General features: G+C 67.8%; 27 protein-coding genes and 1 pseudogene. 14 read left to right on the forward strand and 14 right to left on the reverse strand.

Translation table 11 applies throughout. From position 1 onward, the window contains the following. Positions 1-5: 5 nt before the first annotated feature. From H7347_RS00490 to H7347_RS00520, 7 genes are all read left to right on the forward strand, one after another. Positions 6-689, forward strand: a complete 684-nt coding sequence (locus H7347_RS00490; protein WP_152820349.1) for a histidine phosphatase family protein — start codon at positions 6-8, stop codon at positions 687-689. A 7-nt stretch (positions 690-696) separates the two neighbouring features. Continuing rightward, on the forward strand, positions 697-1,464 hold the full coding sequence (locus H7347_RS00495; protein ID WP_186337058.1) for a DegV family protein: 768 nt from the start codon (positions 697-699) through the stop codon (positions 1,462-1,464). Positions 1,465-1,528: 64 nt separating this feature from the next. Continuing rightward, positions 1,529-2,209, forward strand: coding sequence for a ComEA family DNA-binding protein (locus H7347_RS00500; RefSeq protein ID WP_152820353.1), 681 nt, complete (start codon positions 1,529-1,531; stop codon positions 2,207-2,209). Continuing rightward, positions 2,206-3,855 carry a ComEC/Rec2 family competence protein gene (locus tag H7347_RS00505; RefSeq protein ID WP_186337059.1) on the forward strand — a complete coding sequence of 550 codons (1,650 nt, stop codon included), beginning with the start codon at positions 2,206-2,208 and terminating at the stop codon, positions 3,853-3,855. The genes H7347_RS00500 and H7347_RS00505 overlap by 4 nt, the downstream gene beginning before the upstream one ends. Before the next feature lie 19 nt (positions 3,856-3,874). Next, complete coding sequence (gene holA, locus H7347_RS00510; protein WP_152820355.1) at positions 3,875-4,819, forward strand: DNA polymerase III subunit delta; 945 nt, start codon at positions 3,875-3,877, stop codon at positions 4,817-4,819. A gap of 10 nt (positions 4,820-4,829) precedes the next feature. Then, positions 4,830-5,216, forward strand: coding sequence for an ankyrin repeat domain-containing protein (locus H7347_RS00515; protein WP_152820357.1), 387 nt, complete (start codon positions 4,830-4,832; stop codon positions 5,214-5,216). After that, entirely contained in the window at positions 5,213-5,854 is a 642-nt protein-coding gene (locus tag H7347_RS00520) for a LysE family transporter (protein ID WP_152820358.1), read from the forward strand. The genes H7347_RS00515 and H7347_RS00520 overlap by 4 nt, the downstream gene beginning before the upstream one ends. Before the next feature lie 89 nt (positions 5,855-5,943). Here H7347_RS00520 and rpsT read toward each other — a convergent pair whose 3' ends face one another. Continuing rightward, complete coding sequence (rpsT, locus tag H7347_RS00525; RefSeq protein WP_152820360.1) at positions 5,944-6,207, reverse strand: 30S ribosomal protein S20; 264 nt, start codon at positions 6,205-6,207, stop codon at positions 5,944-5,946. 36 nt (positions 6,208-6,243) lie between these two features. On the opposite strand from rpsT, the gene H7347_RS10630 reads away from it, so the two are divergent. Continuing rightward, positions 6,244-6,369 (forward strand): hypothetical protein, encoded by a 126-nt coding sequence (locus H7347_RS10630; protein WP_255476807.1) that lies wholly within the window; start codon positions 6,244-6,246, stop codon positions 6,367-6,369. A gap of 29 nt (positions 6,370-6,398) precedes the next feature. Here H7347_RS10630 and H7347_RS00530 read toward each other — a convergent pair whose 3' ends face one another. Beyond that, positions 6,399-6,950, reverse strand: coding sequence for a type II toxin-antitoxin system PemK/MazF family toxin (locus H7347_RS00530; protein ID WP_152820363.1), 552 nt, complete (start codon positions 6,948-6,950; stop codon positions 6,399-6,401). A gap of 156 nt (positions 6,951-7,106) precedes the next feature. Between H7347_RS00530 and lepA the strand changes: the two genes are divergently transcribed. Continuing rightward, complete coding sequence (gene lepA, locus H7347_RS00535) at positions 7,107-8,963, forward strand: translation elongation factor 4 (protein WP_152820365.1); 1,857 nt, start codon at positions 7,107-7,109, stop codon at positions 8,961-8,963. Positions 8,964-9,020: 57 nt separating this feature from the next. Then, complete coding sequence (locus tag H7347_RS00540; protein WP_152820367.1) at positions 9,021-10,346, forward strand: FAD-binding oxidoreductase; 1,326 nt, start codon at positions 9,021-9,023, stop codon at positions 10,344-10,346. 6 nt (positions 10,347-10,352) lie between these two features. Here the strand turns inward: H7347_RS00540 and H7347_RS00545 are convergent, their stop codons facing one another. From H7347_RS00545 to H7347_RS00590, 10 genes are all read right to left on the reverse strand, one after another. Next, complete coding sequence (locus H7347_RS00545) at positions 10,353-10,637, reverse strand: hypothetical protein (protein ID WP_152820369.1); 285 nt, start codon at positions 10,635-10,637, stop codon at positions 10,353-10,355. A 232-nt stretch (positions 10,638-10,869) separates the two neighbouring features. Then, a complete protein-coding gene (locus tag H7347_RS00550) occupies positions 10,870-11,268 on the reverse strand; it encodes a Panacea domain-containing protein (protein ID WP_222129901.1) in 399 nt (132 codons plus the stop codon). A 143-nt stretch (positions 11,269-11,411) separates the two neighbouring features. Then, positions 11,412-11,654, reverse strand: coding sequence for a hypothetical protein (locus H7347_RS00555; protein WP_152820372.1), 243 nt, complete (start codon positions 11,652-11,654; stop codon positions 11,412-11,414). Beyond that, positions 11,651-12,583: an ATP-binding protein gene (locus tag H7347_RS00560; protein WP_152820374.1), complete on the reverse strand. Its 933-nt coding sequence runs from the start codon at positions 12,581-12,583 to the stop codon at positions 11,651-11,653. The genes H7347_RS00555 and H7347_RS00560 overlap by 4 nt, the downstream gene beginning before the upstream one ends. 209 nt (positions 12,584-12,792) lie before the next feature. Then, positions 12,793-13,872 carry a PTS sugar transporter subunit IIC gene (locus H7347_RS00565; RefSeq protein WP_186337061.1) on the reverse strand — a complete coding sequence of 360 codons (1,080 nt, stop codon included), beginning with the start codon at positions 13,870-13,872 and terminating at the stop codon, positions 12,793-12,795. Between the two features lie 137 nt (positions 13,873-14,009). Then, positions 14,010-14,147: a hypothetical protein gene (locus H7347_RS00570; protein ID WP_186337062.1), complete on the reverse strand. Its 138-nt coding sequence runs from the start codon at positions 14,145-14,147 to the stop codon at positions 14,010-14,012. Between the two features lie 12 nt (positions 14,148-14,159). Next, on the reverse strand, positions 14,160-14,345 hold the full coding sequence (locus tag H7347_RS00575) for a hypothetical protein (protein WP_152820375.1): 186 nt from the start codon (positions 14,343-14,345) through the stop codon (positions 14,160-14,162). A 134-nt stretch (positions 14,346-14,479) separates the two neighbouring features. Next, complete coding sequence (locus H7347_RS00580) at positions 14,480-14,797, reverse strand: hypothetical protein (RefSeq protein ID WP_152820377.1); 318 nt, start codon at positions 14,795-14,797, stop codon at positions 14,480-14,482. Between the two features lie 3 nt (positions 14,798-14,800). Further along, positions 14,801-15,322 (reverse strand): hypothetical protein, encoded by a 522-nt coding sequence (locus tag H7347_RS00585; RefSeq protein WP_152820378.1) that lies wholly within the window; start codon positions 15,320-15,322, stop codon positions 14,801-14,803. Between the two features lie 195 nt (positions 15,323-15,517). Next, a complete protein-coding gene (locus H7347_RS00590) occupies positions 15,518-16,612 on the reverse strand; it encodes a DUF418 domain-containing protein (protein ID WP_152820379.1) in 1,095 nt (364 codons plus the stop codon). Positions 16,613-16,772: 160 nt separating this feature from the next. On the opposite strand from H7347_RS00590, the gene H7347_RS00595 reads away from it, so the two are divergent. The 4 genes and pseudogenes from H7347_RS00595 (at position 16,773) to H7347_RS00610 (ending at position 20,157) form a co-directional block, all read left to right on the forward strand. Continuing rightward, positions 16,773-18,110 carry a YeeE/YedE thiosulfate transporter family protein gene (locus tag H7347_RS00595; protein WP_152820380.1) on the forward strand — a complete coding sequence of 446 codons (1,338 nt, stop codon included), beginning with the start codon at positions 16,773-16,775 and terminating at the stop codon, positions 18,108-18,110. A gap of 75 nt (positions 18,111-18,185) precedes the next feature. Continuing rightward, positions 18,186-18,326 (forward strand): hypothetical protein, encoded by a 141-nt coding sequence (locus H7347_RS00600; protein ID WP_186337063.1) that lies wholly within the window; start codon positions 18,186-18,188, stop codon positions 18,324-18,326. Then, positions 18,327-18,530: pseudogene (locus H7347_RS00605) on the forward strand (nucleoside hydrolase); the annotation flags it as partial. Positions 18,531-18,894: 364 nt separating this feature from the next. Continuing rightward, positions 18,895-20,157, forward strand: coding sequence for a DUF4143 domain-containing protein (locus tag H7347_RS00610; RefSeq protein WP_186337064.1), 1,263 nt, complete (start codon positions 18,895-18,897; stop codon positions 20,155-20,157). 1 nt (position 20,158) lies between these two features. Here the strand turns inward: H7347_RS00610 and H7347_RS00615 are convergent, their stop codons facing one another. Together H7347_RS00615 and H7347_RS00620 are read right to left on the reverse strand one after the other, a co-directional pair. Further along, a complete protein-coding gene (locus tag H7347_RS00615) occupies positions 20,159-21,067 on the reverse strand; it encodes a ribokinase (protein WP_186337065.1) in 909 nt (302 codons plus the stop codon). A 233-nt stretch (positions 21,068-21,300) separates the two neighbouring features. Next, positions 21,301-22,578: an alpha-hydroxy acid oxidase gene (locus H7347_RS00620; protein WP_152820382.1), complete on the reverse strand. Its 1,278-nt coding sequence runs from the start codon at positions 22,576-22,578 to the stop codon at positions 21,301-21,303. Between the last annotated feature and the right edge of the window lie 77 nt (positions 22,579-22,655).

The following is a 22,655-nucleotide window of genomic DNA, read 5'->3' on the forward strand; positions in this document are numbered from 1 at the left end:
CGCCCATGACGCGCCGCCTTATCCTCGCCCGGCACGGGCAGACGCTCTACAACGCCACCCAGCGCATGCAGGGCCAACTCGATACCGCGCTCTCCCCGGAGGGCGAGGCTCAGGCGAGTGAGGCCGCGCGCCTGCTGGTGGGGCGCGGCATCGCCCGCATCGTGGCCTCCGATCTGGAACGCGCCGCCCGCACCGCGCGGATCATCGCCGAGGAACTGGGTCTGCCCGTGACCACGGACCCGCGCCTGCGCGAGACGCACCTGGGCCGGTGGCAGGGCAAAACGCACCGGGAGGTCGATGCCGCCCACCCCGGTGCCCGCGCGGCCTGGCGCCACGACGCCTCCTGGGCGCCGCCCGGCGGCGAGTCCCGCCTGGAGGTGGCGCGTCGGGCGCGTCCCGTGATCGAGGAACTCATGGCGCGGTATGCGCAGTGGGACGATGCCGCCGTGCTCGTCGTCGCCCACGGCGGCACCATCGCCGCGCTGACTGGTTCGCTGCTGGACCTGAACGCGGAGCAATACCCGCTGCTCTCGGGCCTGAATAACGCCCACTGGGCGCAATTGACGGCCCGCCCGCGCTTTATCCCCGGCGGCACCGATGCCCTCGATCCCGGTGTGCTGCCGCGTCGTGAGGACGCCACGGTCGCCCAGGCGCAGTGGTACCTCGACGCCTGGAACATGGGGGCGTAAGAAGGCCGTGGCGGTACGCATCGTGGTGGACTCCACCGCAGGCCTGCCCGAACACCTAGCGAGGGAACACGGTATCGAGGTAGCGCCCATGCACCTTATGGGGGCTGGTACCGCGGGCTTGAGCGCGCTGGAGCTGTGCGCCTGCTACGCCCGCCAGCTGGAACGCGGCGGCGATGCCGGGGTGGTGGCCCTCCACGCGCCCAAGGAGCTATCCTCCACGTGGTCCTCGGCGGTGGCGGCCGCGGCGCTGTTCCCCGAGCTGGTGCGCGTGGTCGATACCGGCACGGTGGGCATGGGGCTGGGCGCCGCCGCCGTGGCGGCCGCCCGCGCCGCCGGTCGAGGCGCGGGGCTGGCGGAGTGTTCCACGGCGGCGGTGGAGGTCTTGGAGGGACAGTCCACCTTTTTGTACGTGCATCGGCTCGACGAGCTGCGCCGTTCGGGCCGGGTTTCGGTGGGCACGATGATGCTCTCCACGGCCCTGGCCACCAAGCCCATCCTGCGCATCGAGGAGGGAAGCGTGGGGCTGGCGGTGAAGTCGCGCACCCAATCGCGCGCCTTCGAGCGGCTCTGCGCCCTGGTCACGGAGGCCGCCCGAGGTCGCCCGGTCACCGTCTACCTTCAGGAACACGAGGCCGGGGAGGCCGCCCGGAAGCTGGCGGACCTGCTGCGCGAGGCGCTGCCGGAAGGCTCGACGGTGTACACCCATCCCCTGGCGGAGGTACTGGCGGCGCACGCGGGGCCGGGGGCCATCGCGGTCTCGGTTGTGCATAACTAGGGTTATCCACAATTGGGTTGCGCCCGGGCTCTTTTGCGGCTGTGGCCCGCTTAGCCTGTGCCCTATGCAGGCGGATACGGCACTTCACAGGCTCAAGGATCTCCTTCGTCCCACCGGGGAGGAGGAGCTCATGCGGGTGGATTACCCCGATGCGCGCCGGTGGCAGATCACCCCGCGTCAGGGGGTCGCGGTGGCCTGTGCGGCGGCGCTTCTCCTGGCGGCGTGGTGGCTGTGGCCCCGGGATCACCTCACCGGGGTGGAACCGGAGCTGCTGGTTGCGGCCTCGACGTCCTCGCTGGCGGAGCCCAGCGCCGAGGCCGCCCCGGAGACCGAGGCACAGGTCGTGGTGGCGGTGGTGGGCGCGGTAGAATATCCCGGCCTGGTGCGCCTGCCCACCTCCGCGCGCGTCTCCGACGCCCTTGCCCAGGCGATTCCCCGGGGCGAGGCGGATACCCTCGCCCTCAACATCGCCCGCCCGCTGACTGACGGCGAGCAGATCTATGTGCCGGTGGTGGGGGAGGCGCCGCCGGCCCCCGCGGAGGCGGGTGAACCGGGGAAAATCTCGCTCAGCAGGGCTAGCCTGGAGGAACTGATGACGCTCGGTGGCGTGGGGAGGGTCACCGCGCAGGCGATCGTGGACTACCGGGAGCAACACGGGGGATTTAGCGACGTAGCCCAGTTGCAGGAGGTGCGCGGGATCGGCCCGGCCAAGTACGAGGCGATCCGGGAAGAGGTAGTCCCGTGAGGGAATTGCGCCTCGTCCCGGCCGCGGCGGTGGTGTGGGCGGTGACCCTGGCGGTGGTGTTCTCCTGCGAGCCGGTGGCCTGGGGACTCGTGGGGGTCGCCGTGGCGGTGGCGTGGGCCCGACGCGCGACGGGCCAGGTCCTCGTGCTGGGCGCCCTGGGCTCGGCGGCGTGCCTGCTTGCGAGGCGGCGATACCATCGCGCCCTGGCGGAGCTACCGGAATCGATCTGGGCCACGGTGGCGGGTGAGCCACGGCCCGTGGGCGGGCGGCGGTGGCTACTGCCGGTGCGGGTGGAAGACTACCCGGCCCCGGTACCGCTCTTCGTAGACTCGGAGTCACCGATGACCTTGCCCCGGGGTACCCCTATAGCGGCCCGCGTGCAGTGGAACCCCAGCGAGCAGGCGGGCCTGGGACAGTGGACGGGTACGGTGCGGGAATGGCAGGCGGGCCGCCCGCAGGGCCTCGACGGGTGGGTTGCGCACGTGCACGAGCGCTTCGTGGCGGTGGTACAGGAGCAGGTGGGGGAGGCCAGCCAGGGGCTCATCCCCGGCATGGTGTTGGGCAACACCACCACCCAGGGAGAGGCCGAGCGGGAACTCTACATCGCCACCGGGCTGTCCCACCTTTCCGCGGTCAGCGGGGCGAACGTTACCATCGTGGCCACCTGCGCCTTTCTCCTATGCCGCCTATGCGCCCTCGGGCCCCGGGTGCAGGTGTGCGCCGCGGCCTCGGCGGTGGTGACGTTCTTCCTCCTCGTCGGCCCGGAACCCTCCGTGCTGCGGGCCACCCTCACCGGCCTGGTGGGGCTGCTTGCGGTGGCGCACTCCGCCACCTTCCCACCCCTGCACGGCCTGAGCGTGGCCGTGCTTGCGTTGCTGCTCTATGATTCCTCCCTGGCCACCCAGTGGGGATTCGCGCTCTCCGTGGCGGCCACGGCCGGGATCGTCGTGGCTTATCCGCTGCTGTATCGCTGGCTGGCCCGGGCACGCCTGCCTGACGTCGTGGTGCGTGCCCTGGCGGTGGCCGTGGCGGCGGATCTTGCCACCGCCCCGCTGGTGGCGGCCATGAGCGGTCGAATCTCGGTGGTTTCGGTGCTGGCAAATGTGATGGTCGGCCCGGCGGTGGCCCCGATCACCGTGGTAGGTCTGCTGGCGGTGGTATTCGTGCTCCTCCCCGGCCCCGGAGAGGAGGTGGCCTTGTGGCTCATCGAGCCCTGCTCGTGGTGGATACACCACGTGGCGCAGCGCTGCGCCACCCTGCCCCTTGCCACGGTCGAGGCCACCCCTGCCCGGGTGGTGGTGGCCTATGCCTGGATCGCCTACCTGGTGGCGCTGGGACACGGGCGGAAGGTGGCCGCGGCGCTGTGCGTGCTGCTCGCCCTCGCGGCGTGGTCAGGGCGGACCGCCCCGGAAGAAGACCTTGATGGGTTGCGGGTGGCGGTGGTGGAGACGGCGCAGGAGGCCGCCGCCTTGAGCGCCCAAGACGGGCCGCGACCCCAGGTGATCGTGGTGCGCGAGTCCCGGGGTAGTCCGGCCGCCTACCCCAGCCGGACGGTGGAGGGGATCCCGGTGCTTTTCCCGCAGCGCGACGGGCCGGTGACACTGCACCGGGACGGCACCCAGCACGCCGCAGACGGCCGTTTTTGACTGTGCCATGATGGTCTTCATGGAATCCCAGGTGCACCTCATCGTCGGCACGGAATCGTTCCTCGCGGAGCGCCACCGCGAGGCCATCATCGGTCAGATCCGGGGCGACCGTCCGGAGGTCACCGTGACCTCGATGAACGCGGGGGAGCTGACGGCCTCGGAGGTATTAGAGGTGCTCTCGCCCTCGTTGTTCGGGGAGGATCGGGTGGCGGTGATCAAAAATACCGACACCGCGGGCAAGGAACCCGCCGAACTCCTCCTCCAGGCCGCCGTGGATCCGGGGCCGGGCATCTACCTCATCGTGGAGCACTCCGGCGGCGGGCGAACCAAGGCCCTGGTGCCTAAGCTGCAAAAAATCGCCACCGTGCACCGCGCCGAGGAGGTCAAGCAGCGCGAGCTCCCCGGATGGCTCACCCAGGAGTTCCGCTCGCACGGGGTGCGCGTTACCCCCGATGTGGTGCACGCCCTGCTGGAAGGGGTGGGATCCGACCTGCGGGAATTAGCCTCGGCGGTCGGTCAATTGGTGGCGGACGCGCAGGGGGACATCACGGTGGCCACTGTGCGCGCCTATTACTCCGGGGTGGCGGAGGTCTCGGCCTTCGACATCGCGGACTGGGTGGTGACCGGGCAGAGCGCCCGCGCGGTGGCCGCCACCCGCAGGGCCCTGCAACTGGGCATGAGCCCCGTGGTGATCGCCGCGGCCTTAAGCTCCAAGGTGGGCATGATCGCCCGGCTGTATTCCACCACCGGACGGGTGGACTCCCGCAGCCTGGCCGGTAAGCTGGGCGCGCACCCCTTTGTGATCGAAAAGACCGCCAAGGTGGCGCGGCGCTGGTCAGGCGATGCGGTCAGCAGAGCCGTGATCCTCATGGCGGATCTGGATGCGGCGGTCAAGGGCCAGGGCGGGGATCCGCTCTTCGCCGTCGAATCGGCGGTGCACCGAGTGGCGCGCCTAGCTGGTTAAACTACACACCATGACTTCTCCGGATCTACCTCAAGACGTACAGGAATTGGCCACCCGGCTTTTTGAGATGGCCCGCCGGGGCGACCAGCAGTTGGTGGACTACGTTGATCATGGCGTAGCGGTGGACATGGTCAATCACGAGGGCAATAGCTTCCTCATGCTCGCCGCCTACGCCGGGCACGCCGACCTGGTCGCGGCGCTCGTCGAGCGCGGGGCGGACGTCAATAAGCTCAACGATCGCGGCCAATCCCCCCTGGCCGGGGCGATTTTTAAGAAGGAGGACGCGGTGGCGGAGGTGCTCATTGCGGCCCACGCCGACCCGCACCGGGGCCAACCCACGGCGGTGGAGACCGCCCGAATGTTTGGCCGGGAGGATCTGCTGGAACGCCTGCGATGACCCCGGGCGGTCTTGCCTCCCTCGTCGCGCTCAACCTGATGGGCGTGGCCGCGCCCGGCCCGGACACCCTCTTAGTTATGCGGGCGGCCACCCGCTCGCGCCGCCACGCCTACGCCACGGTGGCCGGGGTACACGTGGGCGTGCTGCTGTGGATGACGCTCACGGTGTGCGGGGCGGCCGCCGTGCTGGGCCGCTATCCCATTCTCATCGGGGTCATTCAGCTTGCCGGGGGTGCCTACCTGGGGTGGATGGGTGCCCGGATGGCGCGCGCCGGGTGGCGGCTGCGCGGCTATAGCGCGGCGCAGGCCCCGGGTACCACCACGGCGAGCGCGTGGCAGTGCGCCCGCCAGGGGTTCGGGACGAATCTGTCCAATCCCAAGATCGTGCTCTTTCTCACCGCGATCATCGCCCCGGTCATGCCCGCGGAAACCTCCTGGGGTGCGGCCGCGGTGATCGTCGCCTGCCTGTGGCTGAGTTCGGCGGCATACTTCTTGCTCATCGCCACCGTGCTGTCCACGGCGGCGGTGCAGCGCCGGGCGCTGCGGGCCAGCCCCGCCATCGATGTCGTCGCCGGGGCGGTCTTCGTGCTCTTTGGCGTGGCATTGGTGCTGCGCGGTGCGGCAGAAGTAGTGGGATAGGCTGCCCGCCCCAGGGTTGAAGCCCGCGCGCACAAAAAACTCCCCGGCGGCGTGGCGGCCGCGGGGGAGCGGGATGGGTGGGGCGAGGCCTAGTCCATCTTGTTGAACGTGAGCGCCATGCTGGACTTCTTGTTGGCGGCGTTGTTGCGGTGCAGCACGCCCTTGGACACGGCCTTGTCCAGGATGCGGGAGGCGGCGCGCAGCTGCTTCTCGGCGGCGGCCTTATCGCTTTCGGCGGCCAGCTCGCGGAACTTGCGGATCTCGGTGCGCACGCGGGAGCGCACGGCCTGGTTGCGCTGGCGGCTCTTCTCGTTGGTGAGAATGCGCTTCTTCTTGGACTTGATGTTAGCCATGAACGTAGTACCTCTTGGTCTCAAAGGACGGATAAATTGCTGCTCATTCCCACCTGGCCGGTGTCCCGGCCGGGGCGCGATCTCCCGCGCACCGCCTGCGGCGCCGTGCCTGGCGAACCCAAGGTCCTGCCCGCCGTGTCCGGCGCAGCCAGGAAGGAATAACCTGAGAAAGGATAGCAGCCGGGATTGGCTTACGTCCACCCGTAGCGGCTGCGCAGCTTCGAGGCGATGCGCTCGAAGCGGCGGCGAGGAAAGAGCACGCCCTGGCGTCGGATGCCCAGGTGAGATACCTCCAGCACGCGATCCAGCCGGACCCAGCACTGGCGTCCCTGCTCGTCCCATTCCCCGGAGCCGATGTCGAGCCACTCGTGTTCGTTGGCGTGGCGGGGATTGGGGGAGATGAGCAGGCCGAGCACGGAGTCCCGGCCGTGGCCGATCACGAGCACGGCGCGGTCGCGCAGGGGACGGTCGGGGCCGTCGGACGGGGCCCACACCCACACCACCTCGCCGGGTTCGGGCTGGCCGTCCATGTCCGGGGCGTAGTAGATGCTGCGCGCCTTGGAGGAGGTGGCGGCCACGCTAATGGTGCTCAGCTGGTGTTGGCCGGCGGGAGTGGGCTCGTCGCACAGCCCCAGCCGTGAGCTGATGCGGTCGAGCCCGGCCTGCAAGGGGGGCACCTTGCTTCCGGGCAGGAGCCTCTTACACAGGGTGGCGAGGTCGTGCGCCGTGCTGGACTTCGTCATGCACATCATCCCGGTACTGGTCAGCGTCGGAGGTGGGGGAGGGAACACTCGCCGGGAGTATCGCCTCACCCGTCACCGCTGTTACATGGCTTAGAATATACCGCCTGCTTCGGTAGAGTGTCAGGGGTTAGCTCGATGGAAGGGGTCCCCACATTCATGGCCAGTACGCCAGGTAACTTCGCGGAAACCACGTTTACCGATCCGGCCCGGATCAGGAACTTCTGCATCATCGCCCACATCGACCACGGCAAGTCCACGCTGGCGGACCGCATCCTGCAGCTGTCCAAGGTGGTGGAGGAGCGCGACATGCGCGATCAATACCTGGACAACATGGACATCGAGCGCGAGCGCGGCATCACCATCAAGGCCCAGAACGTGCGCCTGCCGTGGGTGCCGCGCTCCGGGACGGCCCAGGGTCAGGAGATCGTCTTGCAGATGATCGACACCCCCGGCCACGTGGACTTCACCTACGAGGTCTCCCGCGCGCTCGCCGCCTGCGAGGGCGCGATCCTGCTCGTGGACGCCGCCCAGGGCATCGAGGCGCAGACCCTGGCCAACCTCTACCTGGCGATGGAGAAGGACCTGGAGATCATCCCGGTTCTCAACAAGATCGACCTGCCCGCCGCCGATCCGGAGAAGTACGCCCTGGAGATCGCCAACATCATCGGCTGCGAGCCGGATGACGTGCTGCGCGTGTCCGGTAAAACTGGCGAGGGCGTGGAGGCCCTGCTGGATCGCGTGTGCGAGATGGTGCCCCCGCCGACCACCGAGCACCCCGCCGACGCCCCCGCCCGCGCCATGATCTTCGACTCCGTCTACGACACCTACCGGGGCGTGGTCACCTACATCCGCATGGTGGACGGCACGCTCACCCCGCGCCAGAAGGTGCGCATGATGTCCACCGGCGCGCTGCACGAGCTGCTGGAGATCGGCATCGTCTCACCCACGCCCAAAAAGTGCGAGGGGCTGGGCCCCGGCGAGGTGGGCTACCTGATTACCGGCGTGAAGGACGTGCGCGAGACCAAGGTGGGCGACACCGTCACCTGGGCCACCAAGGGCGCGGAGGAACCGCTCCAGGGCTACGAGGATCCCGCCCCGATGGTGTACTCCGGACTGTTCCCCATCTCCCAGGAGGACTTCCCGGCGCTGCGCGACGCCCTGGACAAACTGCAACTCAACGACGCCTCGCTGACCTTCGAGCCGGAGACCTCGGTGGCCCTGGGCTTCGGTTTCCGCTGCGGCTTCCTTGGCTTGCTGCACATGGAGATCACCCGCGCCCGCCTGGAGCGCGAGTTCGATCTCAACCTCATCTCCACCGCTCCCTCGGTGACCTACCGGGTGGTGGCCGAGGACGGCGCGGAGCACGTGGTGCACAACCCCGCCGACTGGCCCGGCGGCAAGCTGCGCGAGGTCTACGAGCCCATCGTGGACATGACGATCATCGTGCCCTCCGACTACGTGGGCCCCACGATGGAGCTGTGTCAGAGCAGGCGCGGGCAGATGAAGAACATGGACTACCTCTCCGAGGATCGCGTGGAGCTGCGCTACGTCATGCCCCTGGGCGAGATCATCTTCGACTTCTTCGACATGCTTAAGTCCCGCACCAAGGGCTACGCCTCCCTCAACTACGAGGACGCCGGGGAGCAGGAGGCCGACCTGGTCAAGGTGGACATCCTGCTCCAGGGCGACCCCGTGGACGCCTTTAGCGCCATCGTGCACCGCGACAACGCCCAGTGGTACGGCAACAAGATGACCAAGAAGCTCAAGGAGATCATCCCTCGCCAGCAGTTCGAGGTGCCCGTGCAGGCGGCCATCGGGGCCAAGATCATCTCGCGCGAGAATATCAAGGCCCTGCGCAAGGACGTGCTCTCCAAGTGCTATGGCGGAGACATCTCCCGCAAGCGTAAGCTGCTGGAGAAGCAGAAGGAAGGCAAGAAGCGCATGAAGTCCATCGGCTCGGTGAACGTGCCGCAGGAGGCCTTCGTGGCGGCGCTGTCCACGGACGAGGCATAGACAGCCGGGGGTAAAAACTCCGCCCCGCGACCCACCGCACCGGTACAGTAAGGGCCTATGACCTCCCTGATCCTGCCCCACGGCCGCGTGCTTACCGCAGAAGAGGACATGCGGCCCCTGACCACCGACGCCTCCCAGGCCACCCCGGAGGGCCTGCCCCGGGCCGTGGCCGTGGCGCGCTCCACCGAGGACGTCTCCGCCGCCCTGGCCTGGGCCCACGAGCACCGCGTGCCGGTCTCCGTGCGCGCCGGGGGCAGTGGTGTGTCCGGCGGGGCACTGGCCTACGAGGACGGCCTGGTCATCGCCCTGCACGAGATGAATCGCATCGTGGAGATCGACGCGCCCGCCCGTCTGGCCACTGTGCAGGCCGGGGTGTTCACCGCCGATCTCGACGCCGTCGCCCGCCGCCACGGCCTCTTCTTTGCCCCCGATCCCGCCAGCGCGGCGATCTCCACGGTGGGCGGCAACATTGCCACCAACGCCGGGGGCCTGCGCTGTTTGGCTCACGGCGACACCGCCAGGGCCGTGGCGGCGTTGAAGGTGGTGCTCGCCAGCGGCGAGGTGATTACCACCGGCGCGCGCACCGTGAAGAACTCCACCGGGCTCAACCTCACCCAGCTCTTCGTCGGTTCCGAGGGCACCCTGGGTGTCATCACCGAGGCCACCGTGTGGCTGACCCCGGTGCCGCAGGGACCCGAGCATTCCTTCCTCGCTAGCTTCGATTCCTTTGAGGAGGCCGGGCGCGCCGTGGTGGACATCGTGCGCTCCGTGGAGCTCGAAACACTCGAATTCATCGACGCCCCCATCGCCGCCATGGTCGAGCGATACCGGCCCAGCGGCCTGCCGCAGCCCGGTGCGGCCCTGCTCATCGGCCAGGCCCTCGGCCCGCAGGCGGCGCGGTCTGTGGCGGCGGCCGCCGATCTGTGCCGGAAGAATGGGGCCGCGCGGGCGGAGACGGGCGAGGGCAATGCCCTGCTGGAGGCGCGCCGCCTGGCCCTGCCCGCCATGCAGGAGGACGGGGAGTGGGTGATGGGGGACGTGGGCGTGCCGGTGCCCGCGTTGCCCGCGATGTTCGAGGCGATCGCACGCATCGAGAAGGAAGAGGGCCAGGCGGTGCGGATCGTGGCGCACGCCGGGGACGGCAACCTGCATCCGATGATCCGGGTGGAGCCGGGGGAGCGGGCGCGGGCTCAGACGGTGATGGATCGCATCGTGGCCGCCGCCGTGGAGCTGGGCGGTGTGATCTCCGGGGAACACGGCATCGGGCTGCTCAAACAGCACGAGCTGTACCGCCAGTACGACGAGGCGACGCTGCGCGCCCAGCACGCGATCAAGGCGGCCCTGGATCCGCGCGGTATTCTTACCCCGGGGCGGGGGATATAAAAATATTTACGTGTGGCGCTTGCCCACAGGGTACACGGCGTGTTCCGGGTCGTACCAGAGGATCCGGAACAGGTCGCCCGAGCGGACGCCCCACAGGCGCCCGGTTCCGTCTAGACGGAACCGGAATACCTGTTCTTCCGAGTCATCCAGATATTGCAGCCGACGCCGGGCATCGTCAGCGAGATCGGTGACGTCGTGGTAGTGATTCCGCTTATGCCTGCCGGAGGTCTCGTTCTCGCATTCTTGCCAGGTCTTTCCCGAGACGTCATCGAGGAACTTGAGCAGTCCCATCGCTTCTTTGTCGTCGAGGCTCCATCGGCATCCGAGTTCCGTGGGGGCGGGGTCGATCTCTCGTGCCGTCCAGCGAACGTTCTTGTCTTTGTAACTTTCTGTTCCACGCAGCGTGGAGGGGCCTAGACTGGTTTTGTTACTCTCCTCCGGGTGCGCGATGTCCAGGCTTTTCGCCTTAGAATTATTCTGTTGCCGAGTTAGCTTTTCTGAGCGCGCTTACCGGCCATGACATCTATCCTGCGTCGGACGAGTGCATGGCGCTATAGAAATCCTGCATGACCTCGGGGCTTACCTCGTTGGTGGAGGGGGCACCATCGGGGACGTTTGCGCGGGCCTCCCGCCATGGGCGCTCGCTGTGGGAGAGGTCGCTGAGCTGCTGACCGGAGAGGTGCCCGTACGCGCCGAGGACGGTGTCGATGGTCTCTTTCTCATCGCTGCTCAGGTTCCCGGAGTCACCGGGGAACATGCTCGCGTTGGCCTCGAAATGGCCCCGATGTGCCATGTAGAGATCGCGCGTGACGGGGCCGTTGGCCCATGCCTCGATTCTGGAGGGGAAGAGCGGTTTCTCGTCCCAGACCAAGCTCCATGCTTGCGCATAGTAGGCGAGCTTTTGCAGCTTCATCGTGCTCATGCGCCCCTCGCTCCGCTCGAGTATGTATCGAGCCACATCGTTCACACGCGCCACGGCTACTCCTTGAAATGGGGATGATGGATGCTTCATGTATGTCCCCCGACTACGCAATATTACTTTTCCTGTTTCTGCTATGGCTCAGGCTACACCAGTCTTTGACCTAGCGTCCAGACCTCGCCGCGTCTCAGGTATGCCTTATCTTTACACCTTGCGCTCGCGTAGATATTCGCCCAGGTACGGCAGCGCGAAATCCACGTGCCTGTACCCGGCGGGGCGATGAGCCCGCGCTCGATGAGGCGACGTCGATAGGTGGACTGCTGGTTAGCTGGAATCTGCATGGCCGCCGCGATCTCGCCGGTGGGCGTGGGGCGTGCTGTATTCGTCATGTGCAGCAGATATGCAGCAGATATTCCCGTTCGCGCTCGGGCAGCCCGCGCAGCGCTGGGGCGTGAACCTGCAATCCCATGCGTTCGATGACGAGGGGCAGAGCGGCGTCGATAGTGGCGGGCGTGATCTCCTTATCCGCCAGTGCCCAGGCCACGGAGCCAATCAATTGCATCAGGTAGGGGTAGCCCTGGGTGGCCTCGGTGGCGGTGCGCGCGGCGGCGTCGGTGAAGCTCTTGTTGCCCCGCTGGGCGGTCTCGCGCAGAGTTTGTTCCACTTCCGACGGGGGCAGTGCGGTCAGCGGTATCGGCACGGCGCGGCGCAGGAAGGTGGTGCCGGGGTGATCGAGGAGTTCGGCTATCTCGAAGGGCAGGCCCGCCACGGTCAGGGCGAGGGGAAGCTCATCGCGCACCACGTCCTGGATGGCATCGGTGAGGGAGTGAAGGTGTTCGGGTGAGGTGGATTGTAGCTCGTCGAGGGAGAGGAAAAGCCCACCGCCGCGCTTATCCAGACTGGTCACGGCCTCGCGCAGCAGGCTGTGGAGGGACTCTTGATACGGGTAGCGCCGGGTGCGCTCCACGGTGACGGAACCGATCCCGGCGAGCGAGCCTCCGGTGATCTGGGTGCGGTGCGTGTTGGGGCTTTCCTCGGAGAGCAGCTTGGGAAGGTCAGTCTGGGTGAGTTTATCCAGCATGGCGTTGGAGGCGGTGATGCGCAGGGGAGTCCAGCCGCGCTCGCGGGCTTCCTTTTCCAGGAGGTTGAGTAGCACGGTCTTGCCGGAGCCGCGCGCCCCGCTGATGAGGGTGAAGCGGTACGGGGAGCCGGGGCTCTCGTCGAGTGCCAGCGATACCTGCGCCACGGTGCCGGTGCGCCCCGCCACTACCTCGGGCACGATGCCGAAGGTGGGGCGGAAGGGGTTGCGCGGTGCCATGCTTTCCGCTCCTGTCTGTACGATCTGTACGAAATATATCTCCTTGTACGAACTCGCCTCGCTTGTACGATCTGTACGAATTTGTCGTGATTGACGTCCGCCCCGGTTGCCGCGGCCGCCGCTTTGTCGCAGGGCTCGCCTCCCGGGGCCGTCGAGAGGCGCACAAAAAGGCGGGGCGCCGCCGCACCCCGCCCGCCGCCACAAGAGGCCTACTCGAAGTCCAGCTTGTAATACTCCGGGCGCACCCAGCCGATCTTCTCGAAGAGCTTGGTAAATGCGATGGAGAGCACCAGCGGCAGCACGAAGAAGAGCGTGCCCACCACGAGTAGGTTGGAAACGCTCCACCCCCAGCCCTCGTAGTTCAGGGCGGCCAGGGGCCCCATGAGGCCGGAGACGCCGAAGCCCGCGGAGATCGGCGTGCCGGAGATACCGACCATGCCGCCGAGGGCGCCCACCACGGCCGCGCTGCACATCATGGGCAGCATGGTCACCGGCCGCGACCACAAGTTGGCCATCTGCACCTTGGGGGAGCCCAGTACGTGCAGGATAGAGGTGCCAAAGCCATTGACCTTCCAGCCGGCCACCATGAGGCCAAAGCCCGCGGCGGTTACGCCGAGGTTGGCGGTGCCGGAGGAGACGCCCTCCATGAAGATGGCGGTGGCGATGCCCACGGTGGACACGGGCGAGACGATCATGACGGAGAACAGGACCGCCAACACTAGCCCCATGAGGGTCGGCTGGAAGCCGGTGGCCCCATTGACCACGGACCCCAGCCACTGGGTGAGCACCTTGACCGCGGGGTAGGTGACCAGGGAGCCGATGCCACCGGCCACCAGCACCACGATCATGGAGAGCAGCAGGATGGTGTAGTTCTTCAACCGCTGGCCGATGAGGACTACCACGCCCACCGCGAGGGCGGCGGTGAGGCCGGAGTTAATCACCAGGCCGGTGCCCTGCACGTGGAAGCCCCCCTCGGCCTCCGGGGTGGCCACGCCCGAGCCCAGGATGGCGGCGATGCCCACGGCGGCGGTCTGGATGGGGGTGAGCTTGAATTGCATGGCCACCATCACGCCGATGATCAGCGGCATCATGGAGGCGGTGAGGCTCACCATGTGGATGATGTTGATTCCCTGGGGAAAGACCGGAAGTAGGGCCTTGAACAGCTCGCCCAGGAGGGCCTGGGGTACCAGCGAGACCACCACGGCAATCGAGATGCCGTTGAGTACCTTGAGCGTGAAGTCGCCGGCCGAGGTGGCGTAGGGCGCGGGCGCTGGGGATGGTTGAGTCACGATGATCCTCACGGAAGATGATGATTACTGTGTATGAAGATACCTTTTGCGGCCGTCGGGGCATAGACGAAGGTACATGCCGCCTCGTTGGCGGGTGAGCTGGGCTACACCGCGCCGGCATGCGGCGCGCCGCATGCCTAAAAGCTCGACGAGCCGCCCCCGCCGCTAAAGCCGGAGGAATACGTGGTGTTCGTGGCGGAGGACGAGGACTGCGCCGATTGATGCGCCTCGATGTTGCTGCTGTGCCAGTGGGTGAGGATCGCGTAGGTCATCATGTTGTGATAGCGCTACTCCGGCTCGGAGAGGGTGGGGTGATGCAGCTTCGTATATTCCTTGACGTCGGAGAGCTCGCGGCGCTTGATCTCTTCCAGCGCGGCCTGATAGTCGTTGAGCACCCGCACCAGGCTGGGCAGGAAGTTCTCGCTGCGGACCTGGTCGGAAAGATCCTCGATGCGTCGCTGGATGTCATGCAATTCGGCCTTGAGTTCCTTGCTGTTGGTACCTAGCCTAGCGCGGCTTTGTGCACGTCGCCGCGCAGATCCTCAAAGTCGGCCTGGCGGGCGGCCTCGTCGCCGCGCTCTATCTCAAAGAGGCGGTTAATATGGCCCTAGGCCGTCTCGATGTGCCTGATCGTGGTGGCGGCCTTGGCGATGACGCCGTGCTGGCCCGCCATGACCTTATCGTCATCGGTGTCGAGAGAACTTAGCCCGTGGGCACCGGACGTCTCCTCGTTGAGAGCAAGGAAGCGATCGCGCACGCTGGCCCATTGATCGCGCAGGTGTGCATCAGCCAAGGGGCTGCTCAGCGAGTTCGCCCGGATGTCGATCTCTTCGAGGCGCTGGGCAATCTCGCCATACGAGCCCAGAACCAGGTCCAGGTCCTCGCGGGCCCTGTGCGGCCTTCTTCCTGCGCTTATTCCGCACAAAGGTCAGGGCGCCGCCGACGCCCCCGGCCACTGCTCCGGCTCCCACCCCGCCCCGATCCCGGTGGCGGCGCGCTCGCTTACGGCGTCGTCGTATAGGCGCTGCTCCAGTGCCGGGACGTCCGTGGCGGTGCGCGCCGAGTGGAAAAGCCCGGCTGGTATGTTGCCGTCTCGCACGCCGGGCTTCATGGCGTCCAGGGCGTCATCCAGCCCGGGACCTTCCCACAGGTGCAGGGCGTCACAGACGTCGTTGCCGCAGGCCACAAAGGCGTTCCGTGGATCGAGGCCGACGCCCACGATGAGGGTGCCGTGAGAATAATGATCGTCGTCGGGGGCGATGAGGTCGGGGTGCTGATTGCGCACGTGTTCTTCCAGGGAATCCAGCACGTTGTCCTTATTCCGGGCAAAGACCACGTAGTACAGGCCGGTGACCACGCTGGGCGGGTGCAGGCGCTCGGCGTCGAGGCGCAGGCGGGTCTCGTCCTCCGCACTGAGCACGTCCTGGGGATCGTCGATCGTTACGGGCACGTTGTCGCGGGGGCAAGGGTCTCGCGCGGGGCGGTGATGTGTTCTCCGGGAACCGGTGCTTCCTGGAGGGCCCATGTGGCCGCTCCGGCACCCGTACCGACGAGCACGGTGGCCGGGGCGCTCAGGAGGATTTCTGTTCCGAGTCTGTGTGTGCCTGGCATAGCCGCCAGGGTAGATCGCCTCGTTTGGTTCCGGCTACGCGATGGCACCAACCGTGGGGGAACTACCCAGGTAGGTGGCCCGGCGTAGAGCCTCCTCCAAGGGGCCGCGCCGGTATCGGGCGCGCCACAGGCAACACAGCGCCAGGGCGGCGACGATGGAGCCTAACCACCAGGCCGGGTGCCCCTGCGCGGAGGGAGAGATAGCGTCGGGCGCCCCGGGCATGGCCAGATCGCTCGGCTTCCCCGGTTCCGGGCCTGCCGGGGCGGGGCCTTTTGCTGGGCTGGTGGCATAGACGGCCTCCTGCGGCGCGGCGTGGTAATCCGGGTAGCCGCCCAGGGGAATCGCGGCGGTGAGCACGTGGGCCACGTACACCGTCAGGGCCATCGTGCCCATGCTGCGCAGCGGGTAGAGCACCGCCGTTGCCGCGCGGGGGCCGGTGAGTAGCAGACACAGGCCGATGACTCCGGTGGCTACCGCGTAGGAATACGGCACGTCCAGGGGGTTGCCACCGTGGCCCAATTCCCCGGTGAGGTGGCGCTGCCACACCGCGTATCCTCCGGCGAGCAGCCCCAGGGCGGTGAGGGCAAGGCGGGCTCCAAGCCCGGTGGCCAAGGCTCGGTAGAGCGCCATGCCGAATAGCCCGTAGGCCAGCCAGTCGAGCACGGGGTAGACCCCGGAGAGGAGCGGGCTTTGGGCCAGTAGCTCCGGTTGGGGCTGATAGAGACCCAGGCCCCAACCCAGCAGCGGAAGGACCACCGCCCCGGTAACGAGGTAGCCGGTGTGCCACCGGGTGCACGTGCCCAGGGCCAGGTAGATCGCGCCGATGGAGCCGAGCACCACGGCGATGGCCGACTGCACGGTGGCCAGCACCATGCCCAGGGCCACGAGGATCACCCCGCGCAGCAGGGTGCGATGCCGGGCGGCCGTCAGGGCGGGGCCGCCGGTGGCATCGGCCCGCTCGTGCATGAGGCCCAGCGATATACCGGCCAGAACCGCGAAGAGCGCGGAGGGGAACCCATTACTGAGCGCGGCGAGCCAGGGGTGGTGGGGGCCGAGGTGGGCGGTCATCATGCCGAGGATGGCCAGCGCCCGGGCGAGGTCGAGGCCGTGGATGCGGGTGTGGTGCATGGTGCCTTAGCGTGGCACGAATGGGTGAGCGGTGCTACCGCGCGGGGGTAAGCGGGGGCCTTGATTATCCGGGGCTATTCTGTATGTTCTTTCCAGACAGATAAGTCTATTATCGACGCCGCGCCCACCCTGCGCGCCGCTCGAGGAAAGGCACAAGCCCATGATGATCACCGGACTAGCCCTCGGCGCCGCCCTGGGCGCGGTCATGCAGCGCGGACGCTTCTGCGTGACCGGAATGCTGCGCGATATTTTCCTGCAACGCTCGTGGCGCGGCTTTACCGGCCTGCTCATCGTGATCTCCGTGCACGCGGTGGGCCTGGCGGCACTGACCAGCGCGGGGATCATCGCCCCGGAGTATGACGATCTCGCGCCGGTGGCCGTGATCGTGGGCGGGTTGATCTTTGGCCTGGGCATCGTGTTGGCGGGTGGCTGCGCCTCCGGCACCTGGTACCGCTCGGCGGAGGGCCTGGTCGGATCGTGGATCGCCCTGGCCACTTATGCTCTTTCCTCCGCCGCGATGAAAAGCGGGGTGCTGCGCGGCCTCAACGAGGCCCTGCACACCCACACCGTGCCCCTGCGCAGCCTCCCGCAGAGCCTCGGGGTCTCACCCTGGTGGTTCGCCCTGGCGCTCGGCGGGCTCACCACCGTGCTGGCGTGCCGCTACCTTGCCGCCGAGAAGTCGGTGGCCACGCTGCACCGCCGGGCCTGGCGGCGCCCGCTGCACCTGTACGCCGCCGCCGTGATCGTCGGCCTGCTCGGTGTGCTGGCCTGGCCGCTCTCCGCCGCCACCGGCCGCAACGACGGCCTGGGGATCACCACCCCCTCCTCCAACGTGCTGCGCTACCTCGTCACCGGCGACGCCGAGCGCGTGGACTGGGGCGTGATGCTCGTGCTCGGGCTGTTCCTCGGCGCCTTCGCGGCGGCCAAGGCCACCGGGGAGTTCCGCGTGCCCGACGCCACCGCCGCGCGCTGCGCCGTGATCGGCGGGCTGGCCATGGGGGTGGGGGCCTCGCTCGCCGGCGGCTGCACCGTGGGCAACGGCATGGTACAAACCTCGCTGTTTACCTACCAGGGCTGGTTGGCATTGCTCTTTATCGCCTTGGGGGTGGGGCTGGGCGCGCGCCTGTGGCTGCGTCCCCGGGGTGCGGTGACCTCTGTGGAACCGGGAAAAGTCGGCTCGATGAGCGCCCTGCCGAGCGTGCACGGGCTGGTGAGCGTGGGGGCGTCATCGAGCGCCAGCGAACGCGGTGCGGTGGCCACGCTCGCGCCGGGGCGCTACCGCCTGGACACCTTCGGTGCGGTGTGCCCCTTCCCCCTGATCGAGGCCAAGGAGGCCATGAATCGACTCAACGCGGGCGAGGAGCTGGTGATCGACTTCGACTGCACTCAGGCCACAGACTCCCTGCCGCGCTGGGCGGCCGAGGAGGGACACGAGGTAGTGGACTTCTCCGAGCGCGGCGCGGCCGGGTGGAGCATCACCATCCGCAAGGGCGCGTAGCGGGCGACCATGGCTCGAGGGCACGCCCCGGCATGGAGCGGTGGCGTGCCGGGCATGTGGGCTACACTCTGGACTATGGAGCCCTGGATGGATCGGGAGCAGGTGCTGCTCTCCGGCGCGGAAGCCCACGAATTTGACCAGATGATGGGGATCTTTGAGGTGCCCGAGGAGCACCTGCTGGATCTTTCCCTGCTGCCACGCATGTATTCCAGCTAGGTGGAGCCGACGGCGCGAAAGATCATCCTGGACTGCAACCCCGGCCACGATGACGCCGTGGCCCTCCTGTTCGCCGCGGGTAGCAATTAAACCCTCGATGAGGTCACCCACAACGCCCGGCAGGTCATGACCATCGCCGGGCTGACCGATGTCCCTCTCCCCGCCGGTTGCGCCCGCCCCCTGGTGCGCCCGGTGGAGGCGGCACCCGGGCGCGCGGTGGTGGCGGAGAACTCCTCCCACAGGCGCGCTGCCGTTGTCCACGGCGTCCTCGTAGTCTTCGATGTCGCCCTGGACGTCGGAAAGCACGTCCACGATCGCCAGGGGCGGGCTCGTGGGCTCGGGGACGGCCCGCATTATCGCAGCCGGGGGAGAAGCCCCGGTGAACGGAGGAAAGAGCTGGGATGAGCGTTGGCGGAACGTCGGGTAAACGCGGACGGCCATATGACTCAACGGAAACCGGCCATATCACTTAATAAAACCGAGCCATATGATGCAATAAAAACCGGCCATATCACTCAGTGTGCTATCCTCAGCTGGGAAAACGAGGTAGGGAAGGGGTAGTACGAGGGTGGCCAACTATCTGCCGAGAATCGCCGATGCGAGGCTGGCGCGCGCCCTAGTGGAGAGCGGGGCGGTACAGATCAAGGGGCCCAAGTGGTGTGGCAAGACGGCCACGGCCCTGCAGCAGGCGGGCAGCGTGATGTATCTGCAAGACCCTGACTATTCGGCCTCGTATCTAGCCCTGGCGGAGGCGAAGCCCTCCAAGCTTTTGGAGGGGGAGGTGCCCAGGCTCATTGACGAGTGGCAGATGGCGCCTCGGCTATGGGACGCCGTTCGCTTTGCCGTGGACCGCAGGGGCGAGCCCGGGCAGTTCATTCTCACCGGATCGAGCACGCCGACCGTCACCCCGGCGCACTCTGGGGTCGGGCGGATCACGAGCCTGGTGATGCGCCCCATGACTCTGTACGAGTCGCGGGAATCCAGCGGGGATGTCTCGCTCGGGGATCTCTTCTCGAACCCCGGCGAGAACATCGGGTCCATTTCCACCCTGGACGTGGAGGACCTGGCGCATGTCCTGTGCCGGGGCGGGTGGCCCGCGGGGGTTGCCTCGGCGCAGGATCGAGGGGCGCGGCTCGCCCATGCGTACGTGGACGGGCTCATCGAGTCGGATATTTCCCGCGTCGATGGGGTCAATCGCAACGCCACGCGGATGCGCGCCCTCATGCGGTCGTACGCGCGCCACGTATCCACGCAGGCGTCGCAGGCGACTATAGCGGCGGACCTCGCCGCCAACGATGAGGCGATGTCGCCCAACACCGTCAGCGATTACCTCGATGCCCTGGCTCGCGCGTACATCACGGACGAGGTAGAGGCGTGGAACCCCGCGCTGCGCTCCAAGACGGTGGTGCGCACCAGCCCCACCAGGCACTTTGTGGACCCCTCGGTGGGAACCGCCCTGATGCGCGCCAACCCTGCGGACCTGTTGCGAGACATGGAGGTCTACGGGCTCCTCTTCGAGTCCCTGTGTGTGCGCGACCTGCGCGTGTACGCCGAGGCGATCGACGGAACGCTCCTGCACTATCGGGACAAGACCGGCCTGGAGGCGGACGCGGTGCTCGTGCTCGCGGACGGCCGCTGGGCGCCGATAGAGATCAAGCTTGGGGAACGTCAGGTGGACGAGGCCGCGGCGAACCTGAACAAACTGGCCAACAGGGTAGATAGCGCGCGCATGGGTGCGCCCTCCTTCCTCGCCGTGGTCACCGGCGGTCGGGCCGCTTATCGACGCCCCGACGGGGTGTACGTGATCCCCCTGGCGTGCCTGCGGCCGTAGGCTACTCCGGCAACTCGTCCTCCAACCCGGGGTAGGAGGCCTGCGCGCCGTGTCCCGTGGCGGCGTAGGCGCCCACGCGCGCGGCGTGACGGGCGGCGTCGATGAGCGACGCCCCTTCGGCCAGCTGGGCGACGAAGGCACCAGCGAAGGCATCGCCCGCCCCGGTGGTATCCACGGGCGTGATTGCGGGGGTAGGGATCGGGGTCACCTCCTCGCCCCGGGCCACCAGGGCACCGCACTCGCCCAGCGTGAGCACCACGGAGGCAAAGCCCACCGCGATTAGGGCGCGGGCGAGGTCCTCGGGGGTGTCGGAGTCGAGGGGGCGCCCGAGCTGGTCGAGGATCAGCCCGGCCTCGTGCTCGTTGGCGATGAGGGGATCGGCGCGCAGTAGCGCCTCCCTGGGCACGGGCACGACGGGGGCGAGGTTGACGACCACCCGGGTGCGCGGCCCGGCCTCCGCCACGGCGCGGGCAAAGCCCTCGGCGGGAATCTCGCCCTGCAGCAGGATCACGGCGGCCTCGCGCAGGGTGGCGGCGTGGCGTTCCATGTACTCCCCGGTCACCGCGGCGTTGGCCCCGGGCACCACGATGATGGAGTTCTCCCCGTCGCAGGAGACGGTGATCACGGCCAGGCCCGTGGGGCCGTCCACCTCGGCCACCCCGGTGCAGTCCACCCCGCTGGTGCGCAGGTGCTCGGTGGCCGGGGCGGCGTAGGGATCGCACCCCACCGCGCCGATCAGCGCTACGTCTGCGCCCTGGAGCGCGGCGGCCACGGCCTGGTTGGCCCCCTTGCCTCCGGCAGACACGGTGCCCCCGGCACCGGCCAGGGTCTCGCCGGGGTGGGGGTGGCGCGGGGCGCGCACGGTGAGGTCGGCGTTGATGGAGCCGACCACCACGACCTTCTTCGTCACGGTGTTCTCCTTGCCTCGGGGTGGTGCCGGGGCACAGCCTAGCCGGTGGAGCGTGTTTTCCTCACTCCTGTGTGATGGCTGTGCATTCCCGTGGCACCACAACTCCGGGGGAGAAACTTTTCTCATCTTTGTGTGACGCACGTGCACCCCACCAGTCCCACAGCCCAGAGAAAACCGGCGGCACCTCACCAAGAAGATAAGGGCACCGCCGGTGTAGTAGCGGAAAGCAGGTCTTAGACGAAGCCCCCGCGATCCTCGCGCACGTCGAAGTCGATCTGGCGTGGGTTGAGCCGGTTGAGCTGGGTCACGTGCTGCGGGCCGAGCTCTTCCACGGAGGAGACCTGGAGCAGCTGCATGGTGCGACGGATCTGGCTGGCCAGGATCTCGATGGTGCGGTCCACCCCGGCCTCGCCGCCGGCCATGAGGCCGTAGAGGTAGGCGCGGCCGATGAACGTGAACTTGGCGCCCATCGCCAGGGCTGCCACGATGTCCGCGCCGTGCATGATGCCGGTGTCCATGGCCACGTCGAGGTCCTTGCCCACCTCGCGCACCACCTCGGGCAGGAGATGGAAGGGCACGGGTGCGCGGTCGAGCTGGCGGCCACCGTGGTTGGACAAGATGATGCCGTCCACGCCCAGGTCTGCGAGCTTCTTGGAGTCCTCCAGGTTCTGCACGCCCTTGACCACGAGCTTGCCGGGCCACAGGGAGCGGATCTCGTCAAGGTCGTCGAACTTGATGGTGGGATCCATCGCGTTGTTGAGCAGTTCGCCCACGGTGCCGCCGGTGGTGGTGAGGGAGGCGAACTCCAGCGGCGGGGTGGTCAGGAAGTCCCACCACCACCAGGGACGCGGGATGGCGTTGAGCACGGTCCCCAGGGAGATCTGCGGGGGGATGGAAAAACCGTTGCGGGCGTCGCGCAGGCGGGCACCGGCCACGGGGGTATCCACGGTGAAAAACAGGGTGTCAAACCCCGCCTGGGCGGCGCGTTCCACCAGGCCGTAGGAGATGGAGCGATCGCGCATGACGTAGAGCTGGAACATGTTGCGCCCGTGCGGATTGGCCTTCTTCACGTCCTCGATGGAGGTGGTGCCCAGGGTGGACAGCGCGAAGGGGATGCCCGCGCGGCCCGCGGCGCTGGCGCCGGCCACCTCGCCCTCGGTCTGCATGAGTCGGGTAAAACCGGTGGGGGCGATGCCGAAGGGCAGGGCGGAGGGGCCGCCGAAGATCTCGCAGGAGGTGTCCAGCTGGGAGACGTCCTTGAGGATGGAGGGGTGGAACTCCACGTCCTTGAAGGCCTGGCGGGCGCGGTGCATGGAGATTTCGTCGTCGGCGGCACCGTCGGTGTAGTCGAAGGCGGCGGCGGGGGTGCGGCGCTTGGCGATGGCGCGGAGGTCATCGATGGTCTGCGCCTTGCTCAGGCGGGCGCGCTTGAGGTTGAGATCCGGGGTCTTGAACTTCAGCAGGTCGAAGATCTCGGCAGGGTTGGGAACTTGGCGTGGGATTTTTGCCATGATTCTGCGTGGTGCTCCTTATGGGGAATAATCTTTTTCCGCATTTTATCCCGGTGCCCGCGCGCTAAAAGATATGA

This window comes from Corynebacterium sp. zg-331 (genome assembly GCF_014267345.1).
Lineage (GTDB): Bacteria > Actinomycetota > Actinomycetes > Mycobacteriales > Mycobacteriaceae > Corynebacterium.

What these genes read in the sequence shown, in the direction of transcription:
- H7347_RS00490 (WP_152820349.1), top strand. Translation starts at nt 6, where the DNA reads ATGACGCGCCGCCTTATCCTCGCCCGGCACGGGCAGACGCTCTACAAC.
- H7347_RS00500 (WP_152820353.1), top strand. Translation starts at nt 1,529, where the DNA reads ATGCAGGCGGATACGGCACTTCACAGGCTCAAGGATCTCCTTCGTCCC.
- holA (WP_152820355.1), top strand. Translation starts at nt 3,875, where the DNA reads ATGGAATCCCAGGTGCACCTCATCGTCGGCACGGAATCGTTCCTCGCG.
- H7347_RS00515 (WP_152820357.1), top strand. Translation starts at nt 4,830, where the DNA reads ATGACTTCTCCGGATCTACCTCAAGACGTACAGGAATTGGCCACCCGG.
- H7347_RS00520 (WP_152820358.1), top strand. Translation starts at nt 5,213, where the DNA reads ATGACCCCGGGCGGTCTTGCCTCCCTCGTCGCGCTCAACCTGATGGGC.
- rpsT (WP_152820360.1), bottom strand. Translation starts at nt 6,207, where the DNA reads ATGGCTAACATCAAGTCCAAGAAGAAGCGCATTCTCACCAACGAGAAG.
- H7347_RS00530 (WP_152820363.1), bottom strand. Translation starts at nt 6,950, where the DNA reads ATGACGAAGTCCAGCACGGCGCACGACCTCGCCACCCTGTGTAAGAGG.
- lepA (WP_152820365.1), top strand. Translation starts at nt 7,107, where the DNA reads ATGGCCAGTACGCCAGGTAACTTCGCGGAAACCACGTTTACCGATCCG.
- H7347_RS00540 (WP_152820367.1), top strand. Translation starts at nt 9,021, where the DNA reads ATGACCTCCCTGATCCTGCCCCACGGCCGCGTGCTTACCGCAGAAGAG.
- H7347_RS00545 (WP_152820369.1), bottom strand. Translation starts at nt 10,637, where the DNA reads ATGGGACTGCTCAAGTTCCTCGATGACGTCTCGGGAAAGACCTGGCAA.
- H7347_RS00550 (WP_222129901.1), bottom strand. Translation starts at nt 11,268, where the DNA reads ATGAGCACGATGAAGCTGCAAAAGCTCGCCTACTATGCGCAAGCATGG.
- H7347_RS00555 (WP_152820372.1), bottom strand. Translation starts at nt 11,654, where the DNA reads ATGACGAATACAGCACGCCCCACGCCCACCGGCGAGATCGCGGCGGCC.
- H7347_RS00560 (WP_152820374.1), bottom strand. Translation starts at nt 12,583, where the DNA reads ATGGCACCGCGCAACCCCTTCCGCCCCACCTTCGGCATCGTGCCCGAG.
- H7347_RS00570 (WP_186337062.1), bottom strand. Translation starts at nt 14,147, where the DNA reads ATGATGACCTACGCGATCCTCACCCACTGGCACAGCAGCAACATCGAG.
- H7347_RS00590 (WP_152820379.1), bottom strand. Translation starts at nt 16,612, where the DNA reads ATGCACCACACCCGCATCCACGGCCTCGACCTCGCCCGGGCGCTGGCC.
- H7347_RS00595 (WP_152820380.1), top strand. Translation starts at nt 16,773, where the DNA reads ATGATGATCACCGGACTAGCCCTCGGCGCCGCCCTGGGCGCGGTCATG.
- H7347_RS00600 (WP_186337063.1), top strand. Translation starts at nt 18,186, where the DNA reads ATGGAGCCCTGGATGGATCGGGAGCAGGTGCTGCTCTCCGGCGCGGAA.
- H7347_RS00620 (WP_152820382.1), bottom strand. Translation starts at nt 22,578, where the DNA reads ATGGCAAAAATCCCACGCCAAGTTCCCAACCCTGCCGAGATCTTCGAC.